Source organism: Chryseobacterium sp. PTM-20240506 (genome assembly GCF_048296755.1).
Taxonomy (GTDB): Bacteria; Bacteroidota; Bacteroidia; order Flavobacteriales; family Weeksellaceae; genus Chryseobacterium; species Chryseobacterium proteolyticum.
In genome coordinates this window covers 4,435,388-4,449,516 of record NZ_CP182581.1, presented here as the reverse complement: position 1 = coordinate 4,449,516, position 14,129 = coordinate 4,435,388, and the positions used below count along the sequence as shown (strand labels likewise).

The window sequence follows — 14,129 nt, the reverse complement described above, 5'->3', positions numbered from 1 at the left end:
CAAAGATGGTAGGCTGATTCAGCAGTTTTTCTGCAGGGCGGATCCTTTAACATCGGGGTCTATATTGCTAACTATTTTACCTAAAATAATTGATATATGTAACAATCCACAACAAACAGATTTTAAAAGCGCAGATGACAGCTCCTGGTATGACTTTCCAATGGTATAAAGGTGGAATCATTATACCCAAGGCTACTAGTGATCAGTATGTAGCAATTTAGCCGGGAGTTTATGATGTTCAAGTTTCCATACTGGGAAATCAATGTCTGGGCCCAGCAACTATTACCATTGCAGGATATGCTATTACTTCTTCCCTTTCAGTAGCGATAATTTGTCCAGGAGATCAAATTACTTTGGATGCAGGATAGATTTCACACCTTATTCAAAGGAATCTAAGAAAAATACAAGTGTGGCTTGACCATTAAGTTATATGATAATTTTAAGATTCAGTAATAATAAACTGTGAGCTAGTAATTTTGAAGAAAACGTTTTGTTCACCAATACCACAATAATTATAAAATATATCTGTTAGGTCTTTTACAAATGAGCTTTTGGTATTATTGAATACGGTTATTGGTTCTTTTTAAGTATCAGTTGATAACTTAGTAATAAACTAAGAGATTAAGCAGTCTAGTTATCTAATTTTCATAACAATCCCCTAAAAATATAATACAAATACACACACAAATTGCTAAAAAATTAATTAATAAAAGGAAACCCTTTAAAAACAATTTTTTAAATTTTAGTTTTCATTATAACTCTTTAAAAAATTGAAACTACATTTAAAGTATTAGTCAATAGTAGTAAGATTAAAAAATCACTAAAAGATGTAACAGAAACAACTAAATACATATTCATAATTTTTTTAAACAATCAGCTATTATTAATTAAAATAAATCTTACATTATAGATTACAATAATTTCATTATTGCCCACTTAAACTCAAAACATAACACTACTCTAAAAAATCAACTATTATTGAATATAAAACTAGAATGAAAAACAACTTTTGTATCACACATAAATATCATATCAAGCAAAATAAATCCAATTATATGAGCTACATATCGTTCATTACAAGCATAGTAAAATATTTTTCTTTGCCTCAAAACACAACTAAAGAAACCCAATATTTAATTATATCTTAAAAGAGATTACAATAAAAAAGTACCCCATAAAGAGGTACTTAAACACTAGAATGAAAAAAACTCAATTTAATGAAAACTCAAAAAAACTGTTTAATTTTTTAGATGATATCACCATCTTACTCATAACAATTTATTATTATACAAATTATTATTCTTGATTCTATAATAAGGCGAAGTAAATATAACAGCGATTATAACACACTGATCATTTTTGGGTCAAATACCAACTATCTTCTTTGGTGTTAAAGCAATAATTATCTTATTTACCAAAGTTTTAATAACAAGATAAATATTTATCACTATTTCCTTATGCATTCTAATAGCTATTAACCTTTCAAAGAATACTCTTTACTTTAACCTGTAAAGTCATTTCAAATTTACTTAAATTCATTAGCATTCATATATTCACAAATATCACATAAATATCTCATGTGACTTAAATATAGTTTTGTATTCAAAAACAGTATTTATTATAGTTACATCATATAGCTACGTTACAGCTGCACTAATATTTTTACTTTCTACCTAAAAACTTCTAAGAAAACCTTTTGGAGCCAAATAAAGTAGAAAGCTAAGAAAATATTGATTCATTTTTTGATTCGTATATTTGATAAGCAAATTAAGTATTATGCATATTTAGCACAATATCTTTCATGTATAATATCAGCGTGCACGAAATCCGAGACGAAATAAAATAGTATCCAATTTTGCTTATATCAATTCAGATTTGCTGTAGTTTTGTTAGAAAATGTGTTACATCTCTTGATATTGTCTTATGATCTGTTAATACTCAACCGAGCAGTATTATAAACCATGATTCAGAACGATTAAAAGTTACTAGTACTGATGTATGCTTTTTAATGTTCTTTAAAAAACTATTAAACAACTAATTATATAATAAATCCTTATCAATATTTGGCTTCAGTCTATGCTAAGAATTGTCTGTTATTTCAATATAATTTATAATATAAATCGTCATTTGTTAATTTCTCTAACTAACCTAAATCCCCACATATTGGACCGGATAAGCCATGAATAATACGCTGATCTGTAAGATGTACGAATATTTTGAGGCATATATGCCCATGCTCCACCCCGCAATACGGGGAATTGAGAGATTCCCGATGTACGAGGCAGTTCATTATATGGACCTGTATTATAGGAATCTTCCCAAGCATCAGCAACAAATTCTCTTGCGTTCCCTGTAACATCATATAATCCCCAATTATTGGGTTTATAACTACCTACGCTTGTAGTATAAGGAGCCCCATCATTACAATTTACTTTAATAAATTGATAACCTGTTACTGCATCGGTTGATTCATCATAAACTGCTGCATAACTACAGGCATCAGTTAAATTATCCCCCCAAAAGAAAGCACTATTGGTTCCTGCTTTTGCTGCATACTCCCATTCTGCTTCAGTTGGTAATCTGTATCTGGCTCCTGTTTTTGATGAAAGCCAAGCTGCATAATCTTCAGCATCCTTACGTGTTACGCAAGTAACGGGAAAATCTCCCTTTTGCGGAAAACCAGGATTTCGCCAAGATAAATTTTCTCTGTACATAGGAAATTCAGGATCATTAATCTGAGGTTGGCCAGTAAATCCTAGCGCTCCTTTAGCTTCTTTACGATTAGTATCTCGTACAAATTCAGCATATTGATCTACAGTCACTTCAGTTTTTGATATTGCGAAAGACTTGCCAATTTTCACTTGATGTCTAGGACTTTCCCAAGCAACACGATAAGGATCTACATTAAGTGCCTGATGTTCTTCCTGGCTACCTCCAATTAAAAAACTTCCTGTCGGCAATACTACCATCTCTGTACAATAAAACCTGCTACAATCTTTAATTACATCAAAAGGCTGAAATACTTTTGTATCCTTTACGGGCAGTAGCTGGATAATCTTATTTGAACCATAAGAAGATGACTGAAGCATATCTAATTGAGCACCCCACAAAGACATATCTGCTCTAAGATATTTATTTGATAATTGTGGAAAACTATTATTTTCAAAATTTGGGCACTGAACCAACATTGCTTTCGCTTGATTACTAAGCTGGGTTAAATTTTCAATATAGTCAGCATTACATTCATCTTTTTTTAATAAAGAAAGTGCTTTATTGGCCTTATTGTAAATTTCTTTATAAATTGCATCACAATAATTTTTAGGCCATTTTTTTAAATCGGATGCATCATTAAAAGTTTTTCTTAATTCTTTGATTACTGATTCAAATTCAGGATTTCTATTACTACATTTATTTTGATCCTCACTTTGAGAACAAGAATATACAATAAGTGTTATTGTAAAAAATATTACTTTTTTAGTCATATATAACATTTTAAAGAATTATTTCATTTAAAGGTTTAACATTTATTTATTGACATATGGTTGAGGTAAAAGAAAAAAATGCAAACATATATTTTTAAAATTATTTAAATCATATCTTTAAATAAACCAAGTTCCATTGTTTTTATCACTCACATTATGTATCATATATATGAATTACTTCCAGAGAATTAAATTTCATTTGTTATAGCCGGCAGCTTTTCTAATTGATATCTGTAAGTAGTTCCTGCTCGCTAGCTGCAAAGTAATAATGGTAGCTTTATTTAATGATCTTTTCAATTTCACTATTTTATCAAATTTGTAAACAAAATTAAATCGTTGTAGCTAAAAAAAAATTAAGAAATCTTAAGATTATCTACATTTAAAGAATCTCAATAGTGTATGCGCTTTTAATTCAAAACGATCGAAGATACGCCTGTCATGCGATAAAAAGTACCAATTGTAATTTTTTGATACTAAATATAGCAATTCCAATATAATTTTAGCTTCCATATCATTTACCTGAACCCCATTTTTAGCCAGAATAATCTTCCTTGTAAATTCCTTTGACTTCGGTATTGTTGTATTTACAATACTTTAGAAATCTATCCTCTTGCTCTGGTAAGAAGTAACCTTTCCTTTTTTTTTCGTATGTACTTACACGGACGTATAAATAAGCTTTTTTCATTTTAATTCATTATTGATCAGATTAAAGTTAGAAACAAAAACATTAAAGGTAACAATGAAAAGAAATTTCTCTAAGCCTATCCGAATATCCCTCTTCTTTTGAGTGTTCGAAGGAAAATGCCATATCACAACATAAGTATCCTAACAAAAAATAAATATAAATCCATTACGGTTTCCCGTAGTTTAACTTGAAAAAAAAATAAATATTATTGCTAGAAAAAATTTTTACGCTGTTGACTTATTTATTAACTTGTTTAAAACTAATAAAATGAAATTTCAATTGTATAAAACATTCAACTCTGAGATTAAATAATTTCTATCATTATCAACAAACTTTATTTGTTGACTAAGAAGTATATTCTAAAAAACATGAAATTTACTTTCACTGCCAAGAGTTTAAATTTTCTTAGATCATCCTAAAATCTAACAACTATAGAAACCAAAAACTAATAATGCCTAATCAACCTTTACCACATACCGCAATACCAACATGGAGCGGATTCATTTATCAAGGTAGAGTCGCACTCTATCATGTATTAAAGCAACTTAATATCAAAACAGAAAATGAAATAAATGAGTTGGTACTCCAAATAGATTCCATAGAAGATTTTACCATACTAAAGTTGATTGCTAATGGAGGACATGCCCCTATTTCTATGCATCAAGTTAAGGCTGTTAAAAGCAACGCGTATACAACTTATAGGGATGATTTTACACAATTAGAAAATAAATGGACAGCTATCGGATTACAAACTGTTGAAGCTTTTTTTCATCTTGCAACTCAAAATGAAAAAACTAAAGTACAAATCGAAGTTTTGCATCCTAACATGAAAATTTATGAATATGAAAATAATGCCGAATCATGTTCTTTAAATGATATTGATATAAAAATTAAAGAGCAAATAGTCTTAGCACTTCAAAAGTATAATATTGTGGGCCATAATAATCCAGATACAGTTCAATTATTAAGCGAAATATTAGAAAAAACAATATCTGATAAGGTAATATACATTCACGCACTAAATCATGGTGGAACCGCCATAAGAAATGCTGCGTATGACAATCCTATTCCTCTACAAAATTTTTTAGATGCTATAAGAACCGATATAGCTTCACTTGTTCAAGATGAAGTTTATTTTGAAGGCAAGATTAGAAATAATCTTAATCGGTATTATCAGGAATTCTGCTTAGATTGTGAAGATGATCAATTAAGTCCCGAATTAAAAACCAAGATGGATAAATATTCGATACTTTTCAATTCTTACGACACTATCGCCTTCAAAGAATTTCTACAAAATATAAGACCTCATAAGAGTGTTTCCTATGAGAACTTACAGCAATATACGGACTTAAGCCTCAATGAAGATGAAATGAAAGATTCTTTCTATCAAATACTATTGACCATTAAAGAGTCAAATGGAGTTGATGGAATTGGTTGGTTTTGTTCTGAAAGCAAACAATATTTCCCAACTTCAATAAACTATTCCAATTCCGAATCAAGTAAGAAAAAAGTAAGTGAGCGGATAATTAAAACTGCTCTAAACAAAATGGTAGACGTTCCTTTTAATTCTGATTACTTAATCACTTCAGAATGCAACGTTGACAACATAGAAGCTTATGCAAACAACATCAGTCATGTCAACCATGTTGATACTGGCGAAGCTGAAAGTGAAATAAAAATCACTCAATGGAAAAAAGTCAGCTTAATTGATTTAGAAACAGCAAAAAACAAATTAAATGATTGATCTAATAAATAGCATATTCCAAGCTGCAGAGCTCGAAGAAAAACCTAATACAAATTTCAAAACCTATGTTTTGAAAGAGCGAAAAAACTATTGGGTTATTGTCCAGTACGATGGCGATAACATCAATAATGTATTAAACGACCAAATAGAGCTATTTGTAAAAACGAAAGAACTCGTACAAGAATCGGCTTTTGACAAAAATGCTAACCTGTTAATATTGAATAGGGTTCCAAAATTAGAAGATGTTAAATTTGACAACCTGCTACAAATTGAAGAGAATCCATACCACTTCAAGAAAAATATCTTGTACTACACTGATGAAGAGTTAAAAAATCTAAATTTTGCCATCGGTGATTCAAATGCACTTACTGCCATTGAAGCACTTATTTTGAAAGACGAAATATTTGAACAGCACAAAAAGAATTTTGATGCTAACTCGTTTGAGTCATTGATTTATCGAATAGCTATTAAAATACCTTTTATTAAAATAGGAATCACTCAAACAAATAATCTTAAATCCCTTGAAGAAATAAATAAAAGATCTATTGGAAACAATCCACTTAATGAAATTTTAGAGCAAGATTTTTTTATGCTCAATGATGAAGATTTTAGTGCAATGACCAATGAAATTATTCTTGAAAAATTAAAAGCAATATTACCAAATGAAGATCAGCAAAATTAGCATCCAGAATTTTAAGGTATTCGAAAATACAACAATAAATTTTAATTCTTCTGATATTATTGTGTTTGATGGACCAAACGGTTTCGGAAAAACAACTATTTATGATGCAATAGAAGTAGTTTTTACTGGAAGAATAAGAAGATATGAAGACCTTAAGTCCAAACTGATTGACGGAAGACAAGTTTTTTCTGAAAATCCATTTCAACATTCAAATGGGATAGGCAAAGACATTTTGATCACAATTGAGCTAATTAAAAATGACCAAACCTACATATTGGAGCGGTTTGCAGATGTAGCAAATATAGAGCCCTACATAGATTTTTCTGTTTATAAGTTGTTTACAAAAGATGATTTTTTATCTGAGAATAGGACTTCTGTAGATGATGAAAACTTATTTTTAACAAATCTATTAGGCAAAAATTACAAATCTAATTTCCAGTTTTTAAACTATGTAGAACAAGAAGAATCTTTATTCTTGCTTAAACATGATGATAAAAAAAGAAAGAGCCATATTGGTCACTTATTTGATTTAAATGAATTTGAACAAAAAATCAAACGAATTGATAACCTAAAAAGGAGATTTGACGCAATTTTCGCACATGAAAATGAAAGATTTGGAATCCTTGAGCAGGAAGTGAATCAAATAAAAGTCAATATCATTGCAGATGAAACTCCTATTTCTTTTGTTAAATTATTAGACAAAAAAGATTTATTTTGGGATCAGGAGGAAATCGATTCATCAACATTCGACTATTCAGAGATTATAGGCACTGACGGAGTTCTTGACCGTTTAAAGGTATTTATCGAACGAAAAATCCTATTCAATCAGTATCGAAAAAATAGAGCTGTTGACTATCTTTTGGTAAATGAAAATCTTGTAAATAGCTTTTTCAAATTTCATAATTTTTTATCTGAAAAAGATGAGATTAGAGAGATAAAAGCTAAAATGACAGGTATGCAAAACACCATTCAGAAACTGGAATCTCTTAATCATAATGCAGTGGAAGAATCAATAGACTTGAATTTGTATGATTTCATTCCAAGTGATTTAAAAACTACTTTTTCTTCAACTCAGCAGGCACTAATATCTAGTCATAAAGAACTCTCTGGACTAGATAAAATTTATTCAGACATTTTTAAATCTAGAAATGACTTAATTGAGGAACTTACAGAACTAAGAGAAGCTGGAGTTTCTAGTGGCGAATGTATTTTATGTGGATATGACTGGAAAAACATTGAAGCATTCCTTCTTCAAATCGAAAATAAATCTGAACAAATAAAGGAGATCAACTCTGATAAAAGCAATCGTCTTCAGGAAACATTCACAAAATTTAAATATGAAACAATTAAACAAATAATAGAACTGATAAATACTCATATTATTTCTATTAATTATAATGAAAAATTTGCTACACAGTTACTTAATTTGGAAGACAATCATTTTAAGGATTTGATAAAAGTTCTTACTATTCTTGAAATTGATTATTCAAAATATCTAAGTAGCGAACAGATACTAGATGTATCTGACAAATTAGAACTATTCAAAAGCGAAATCTCCATTCTAAAAGACACAAGTAATGCAGAATTAGTAGAAACGTATTTTTTAGAATATTTTCGAGAATATTTCAACAATGAAGATAGTCAATTTGATTCTGTGACTGTTGAACAAATTGAAGCGAAGAAAAAATACTTATCTCACAAATTATCATTAAGTCAAAATCAAATTTTACAGAGTAAGTCGGCACAATTATTAGAAGTGACAAAAAAGAGAGACACAGCAAGAGAAGTTTCTCAAAAATTGAATAAATTAAAAGGAACATATAACTCATCCTTAAAATCTTATCAGAAAAAAATAATAAAAGACATAGAAACAGTATTCCATATCTATTCAGGCAGGATTATGCAATCTTTTCAAGGTGGAATAGGTCTATTTATCTTTTCCGAAAAAGAAGGGATACGTTTCCAAACTGGATCAAAAAAAACCTATGATGCTGTCTTTACTATGAGCTCTGGACAATTGTCAGCATTAATTATTTCTTTCACTCTAGCACTTCACAAAAAGTATTCTCAAAATAAATTAATTTTGATAGACGATCCTGTTCAAACCATGGATGAATTAAATCTTTATGGGTTTATTGATTTACTAAGAAATGAATTCTATGATAATCAAGTTATTATGTCTACTCACGAAGACATGATGTCAGCATTTATGAGGTATAAATTCAAAAATTACAATCTATCAGAACAACGTATTAATTTAAAGGAACTAGCAACAGGATAATTGCTACAATAAAAGATCTTAATATATCTTCACCATGAAAGAAATCGATCTCTATTCCGAAGTAAAACCGCGCTATTATCAGCTCATACCAAATCGGGAGGATGGGCTGATACTTCTTGCATTATATCAAAAATACCAAAAGCAGGAATTTATGGAAGACCAAATCATACAAATCATCAATAAAGTACTTAGCGACCTGCGAGGAACCAACATAAGAGACGAAGGCAATCGAAACAACAACATCATCCTACGCTTGCAAGAATTTCTTCTGTGGCGTGATAGGAAAAGAAAAGTATATGGCTTTAAAAACTATGGAGAAGAATTTTGCCGGAAAGTCTTTACACGACTGTCTGAAAGCTATCATCCTGCCAAAATAGAACGCCTATTCAAAAACCTGCTAGACACCCTAAAAATAAGTCTTAAAAAAAATCCTCCCGAAATGCTGTTCTGGATGAGCGACTATTTCAACAGCCGAAGTACCGAATTGGCCCAGCAAATTGAAATCCTAGACCAGCAGGTAAGCGAATCAGTAGACGATTTCCGTTTTCAGATCAAACAACCACAGGCCAACATCTTGCAAGTAATCGAAACCATCAGCATAGGTTTAGACCACATCAAAAAGCACGTACACGAACTGACCACTGGATTTCAGATCACTTACGACATAGATGACATCGTACAGGACATGCTCAAGGACGCCGCAAACTTTGAGCTTCTCGACAGCATTAACCTTGTACTAAAATACAACGAAAACGTACGCAATCATTTAGACCAGGTAAGCACACGTATTGACAAAATAAAGCCCCGCATACGGGAATTTATCTTCGAATTTAACCAACGGGAACTCGATAGAAAAACAGACGATTTTCTCCATTATCTGCTAGACAGTGCCACCTATGTCCGAGAGAACAACCAGCCCAAAAGATTAATTTTTCCCGAAGAAATTGAATCCTTTAGCATCAGGATTCCAGAATCCGTGCCACGTTTCTATATCTTGACTGAAAGAGACTTTGCCAGAAAAGCGCCTCTACCCCCTGCTGTAAGATCAAGAGATGTAGAACAGACTAAGGAAATGATGGCCAAAAACATAGAAAAGCTTGAAATAAAAAAGGATACGATATTGGGCAACAGAGGCTCTAAACCATATAGACAGAGAAGGAAACTCGATTTTTCGCCCTTCTTTTTCAACATCCTCAACCACGAACAGCACAACTTGAACATAGCTGTAAGAACAGCTCAAAGGCTGGTAAAACAATGCAATAGCTGGCAATATGAAATTACGGTAGACCAAAACGAATATTACAATCCAAACTATCAAAATCTTTCACTATGGAATATGACGATACTGAAAAAGACCCAAACGAACGTTATGCGTTTATGTTAGACAAATCAGCTAAAAACACATTCGCTAAGTTAGATTATCTTCTAAAATCGGGAATGCACATACAACGGGACTTTCAAAAACCTGCTTCGATGTATGCTTTTGGATAAGCATTACCGAAGCCTAAAGGCCTACTATGACGATTTTTTTGAAATGCTTCTCAAGAAAGAAGGTGAAGGATGGTCCACCTACTTCTATATAGACTTTCATGAAGGCTCAAGAGGTAAAATCCCCACCGACAACCAATACCGATCGTACCTCAAATCGGAATACATCCTTATTGGCCTTATCTTTTTCAAAATCTATAAGCTGGACGGCAATATCGAGTTGGCTAAAATATCTGATTTCATCAACCTGCTCTATCAGGAATACGATGAACTCCTCAACAAGATGCAGCGTGTCGTATCAACCATTGAAATTAATGCAGGATCAGACCTGAACGAAGAGAAACTAAAAAATATGGTATATAAAGCCTTTGCCGAATTTGAACAGCTGGGCTGGATTGCCAGAGATACAAATGACAGCGACTACTTTACCTACCAACCCTCGTTCGAAAGACTAAGGAGAATATATTACCCGCAGATAGAAACAATCGATGAAATCATAAAACGAAAAGAACATGGCAAAATTTCAACCCAAGATCTACAGTTTATCAACCCTCAACATCAGGCAGCATTTTAACAGCGACTACCGTTTCAATGACTTCCGTACCGATTTTAGTGGAGAAAGCGGTAGTGGTAAGAGTCTTATTGCCGACTTTATCCAACTGCTTTTAGTGGGCTCCCGTGTATTTAAATCGGGAACAGACGGCGTAAGCAATAGAGATACAAGTGGTCTTGTCCTAAAAAATGGAGGTGGCAAATACGGGCGTGGCTATATTTTCATCAACATCGAAATACAATACCGTAAGTACATCACCTTGGGTGGCTATCTGGACATCACCAGTACTCAGATGCAATTTTTTATCATACAGGCTGGCTACGATTTTGAAGAAACACTCCTGCCCATGAATGAGCCAATATTTTACAAAGACCTGCTACTCGATGGACAAATCGAAACGCTGGAAAATCTGGAAAAAAGATTTTTGGGAAAAGGCTACCTGAAATGAGTAAACAATAAAAAATACCACCATCTACTTTTTAACAACGGTATACTTGCCGTAGACCTAAGCCAAAACCACCAAAGTCTGAAAAGCTATGCGGCAATTATACGAGCCTTCTCCAGAGAAAAAGGCTTCTTTACTGATTCAGACGCTCTCAAAACATTCCTATTTGGAGACAGCGACCACAAACAGCTTGTTGACAAATACCGAGAAGAAGTACAAAACATTAATGTAGACCAGCAGCAACACCACCACCTACTGGAAGAAATAGCCACCATAAGAAGCAAAGAACAGAAAATAGAACACGTATTACGTGATTTCAATACCTGCAGTCAACTGAAAAAACAATTCAGTCTGGAAAACATCTGCTTCTGGTATCAAGAAAATGAACTTATTGCTGAAAAACTTGTACAATCCACACAAGACTACCAAACAAACCAGATTAAAAGGCTTTTGATCAAAAAGAAATTGTCCAATGTCAAAATAACTGATATCAAAGACCAACATAAAACCCATTCCAAATTAAAAAACAATAACAAAAATTCAGAGCGGGAAAAAGAAAAATTTGAAATAGAATGGCAAAAAGCCAAAAACCTGCTCGATGAAAGCGCCAAATACAAAGACAATATAGACAAAGTAAACAGCTGGTTTACCGAAGATCGACAAGATGCAGATGCCATCAGACAATGGCATAAGGATAAACGCTCTAAGGTAACAGATACAGATAACCTAAAAGCATTTGAACAATTTCTTATAGAAAACAAACTGAAGCAGCAATTTGAACAATCAGATCGGTACAATGACTATGCAACCGCAGGAAAAATGACATCGCAAAAATTGAAGGATTTTGAAGAAACCATCAGCAAGCTGGAAACACAACTTGTTTTTTCGGATTTGGACAATCCAGCATCACTGGCCCATTAGGCAATAGAACACCTCGATTTGCCCCTTACGACTGAGCAAGAAAGCCTACTCATCCATTTACAATACCTATCGCGAACAACACCCAATTCGCCAAAAGAACGCTACCTCCCCTTTCCCGAAAAACTATTCAAAGAACCGCTTACTTTCAAAGCAAACGACAATGGATTTTGGCTGGAATTAAACGGCATCCACGAATTTATAACCAATGTACCCAAACAACATCTCAGCGTACCTCCTGACCAGATCACACTCGGTAGAGAGCCAAGATGCCGAACAACATCTAACAAAATATAAAAACCTTAATGACGCCCATGATAAGGCTTTTGCCAAGTATAACCACAGCCATCAGCTGAACAAGGACAATCGGGAAAAAATTGACCAGATTGAAAGCTATATGACCAAACAATATGGTTCAATCGACTTTGACCATTTGACAAAGACAGGAGAAAGCCAGCTTCTCCATTTTGAGACAGATTTAGAAAATATTCGAACTGCCGAAAGAATAGCACTTCTAAAAATTCATAGAATAGAAGATGACTTGTTTAAATCCAATCCGCCCATCAATACGCTTTACGAAATGCATAACGCTATTGATACGGAACACACAGGAGCTAAAACACGATTTGAACAATACCAAAACAACCACAATGTGAGTATTTTAAAACTCAATGAAGCAAAAATAAAATTTGCAAGAGAGCACCGACGTGATTTTATTGCCGAGCAGGATTTGATCAAAATAGAACAGCAGCCAGCAGAAACACCGAGCACGGATGCCTACAGCAAGTTCAAAGCCACTTACGCCGCCGCGTCAGAAGAAATAGAAGACAAGACTATTTTAAAAGACTATTCAGTAGGTGTACTGGCCAACAAACTGTTACCTACCGTTTTCCCTACGCAACAGATACAAGAAGAACTTATTGGCGAACAGATTGAAAAGAGACTTATCGAACTCACGAGCGATTTGCAGCGCATTGGTTCCAGAAAAATAGAAATTCTACACAACACTTTTAAAGAATTAACTACAATTTATAACGGATTTCTGACCAAGGTCCAGAAAATAAGCGACTACCTGTCAAAAAATAAGATTACAGGAGCTAATTATGCAACATTACAACATACACCAGCTGCTGGATATCCAGACGATTGGATGAAAGTTTTCAGAAAACGGCTCACCAACGAAATGCAGGAGACAGGCCTGTTTGCAACAAATAACAAACAAGACATTGACGACATCATGATTAGTGTATTCCGCGAAGCAAACGGAACAAGAGAAGCCACCATAAACGATCTGCTCAACCCACGCTCTTATTTTGATCTCCTTTTTGAAATCAGGCAAGATGGGCAAAAAAATTCGGGAAGCAATGGGCAAACCTATACAGCCAATGCACTGCTTTGCCTCGCCAGACTATCGCTCATTGAAGGCGAAGATCACACCGGAATACGAATTATGCCGATTGATGAAGCAGAAGGCTTGGGAAGCAATTACGAAATATTACATAAACTAGCAAAAAAGAACAGTACCAAATCGTTACTATGTCAATCGAAACTGCAGGTGATATTAATGACGAAGGACAATATATCTATATCATGCACGACAATAAAGATGCTAATGGCTTGACCTATGTACCACCATTAGGTATCTTTCACAGAGGACAATTAACAGAACACATCAATGAAATCTTTGAAGAAACTACATAGTAAGGATTTTACATGGCCCGTATTAAAAGCGCTGAATGATTTGTATGAAAAAAAGAAAACAACAGCAAAAATTCACTAAGTAGACTATATCCGTTACTTAATGGCATAAACAGAACTTATTGCTCAAAAAAAGGCAATAGCAATATTCTG

Annotated in this window: 10 protein-coding genes; 8 read left to right on the top strand and 2 right to left on the bottom strand. The window is 33.0% G+C overall.

Annotation, left to right across the window (positions count from 1 at the left end; genetic code table 11):
- Positions 1-2,123 precede the first annotated feature (2,123 nt).
- Together ACNFU2_RS20035 and ACNFU2_RS20030 are read right to left on the bottom strand one after the other, a co-directional pair.
- Positions 2,124-3,482, bottom strand: a complete 1,359-nt coding sequence (locus ACNFU2_RS20035) for a formylglycine-generating enzyme family protein (protein WP_418122853.1) — start codon at positions 3,480-3,482, stop codon at positions 2,124-2,126.
- A 532-nt stretch (positions 3,483-4,014) separates the two neighbouring features.
- The gene (locus ACNFU2_RS20030; protein WP_273651017.1) at positions 4,015-4,167 is read right to left on the bottom strand and encodes a recombinase family protein; all 153 of its coding nucleotides are present in this window, start codon (positions 4,165-4,167) and stop codon (positions 4,015-4,017) included.
- Between the two features lie 451 nt (positions 4,168-4,618).
- On the opposite strand from ACNFU2_RS20030, the gene ACNFU2_RS20025 reads away from it, so the two are divergent.
- The 8 genes from ACNFU2_RS20025 to ACNFU2_RS19990 all read left to right on the top strand — a co-directional run bounded on the left by ACNFU2_RS20025 (position 4,619) and on the right by ACNFU2_RS19990 (position 13,899).
- Positions 4,619-5,911 carry an ABC-three component system protein gene (locus ACNFU2_RS20025; protein WP_418122850.1) on the top strand — a complete coding sequence of 431 codons (1,293 nt, stop codon included), beginning with the start codon at positions 4,619-4,621 and terminating at the stop codon, positions 5,909-5,911.
- Positions 5,904-6,593 (top strand): ABC-three component system middle component 1, encoded by a 690-nt coding sequence (locus ACNFU2_RS20020; RefSeq protein WP_418122848.1) that lies wholly within the window; start codon positions 5,904-5,906, stop codon positions 6,591-6,593. The genes ACNFU2_RS20025 and ACNFU2_RS20020 overlap by 8 nt, the downstream gene beginning before the upstream one ends.
- A complete protein-coding gene (locus ACNFU2_RS20015) occupies positions 6,574-8,874 on the top strand; it encodes an AAA family ATPase (protein WP_418122846.1) in 2,301 nt (766 codons plus the stop codon). Before ACNFU2_RS20020 ends, ACNFU2_RS20015 begins: the two co-directional genes overlap by 20 nt.
- A gap of 34 nt (positions 8,875-8,908) precedes the next feature.
- Positions 8,909-10,258 carry a hypothetical protein gene (locus ACNFU2_RS20010; protein ID WP_418122844.1) on the top strand — a complete coding sequence of 450 codons (1,350 nt, stop codon included), beginning with the start codon at positions 8,909-8,911 and terminating at the stop codon, positions 10,256-10,258.
- Positions 10,259-10,351: 93 nt separating this feature from the next.
- Positions 10,352-10,936: a condensin complex protein MksE gene (locus tag ACNFU2_RS20005; RefSeq protein WP_418122842.1), complete on the top strand. Its 585-nt coding sequence runs from the start codon at positions 10,352-10,354 to the stop codon at positions 10,934-10,936.
- A complete protein-coding gene (locus ACNFU2_RS20000; protein WP_418122840.1) occupies positions 10,875-11,363 on the top strand; it encodes a hypothetical protein in 489 nt (162 codons plus the stop codon). Before ACNFU2_RS20005 ends, ACNFU2_RS20000 begins: the two co-directional genes overlap by 62 nt.
- A 447-nt stretch (positions 11,364-11,810) precedes the next feature.
- A complete protein-coding gene (locus tag ACNFU2_RS19995; RefSeq protein WP_418122838.1) occupies positions 11,811-12,281 on the top strand; it encodes a hypothetical protein in 471 nt (156 codons plus the stop codon).
- Between the two features lie 205 nt (positions 12,282-12,486).
- Positions 12,487-13,899 carry a hypothetical protein gene (locus ACNFU2_RS19990; RefSeq protein WP_418122836.1) on the top strand — a complete coding sequence of 471 codons (1,413 nt, stop codon included), beginning with the start codon at positions 12,487-12,489 and terminating at the stop codon, positions 13,897-13,899.
- The last annotated feature ends 230 nt before the right edge of the window (positions 13,900-14,129 follow it).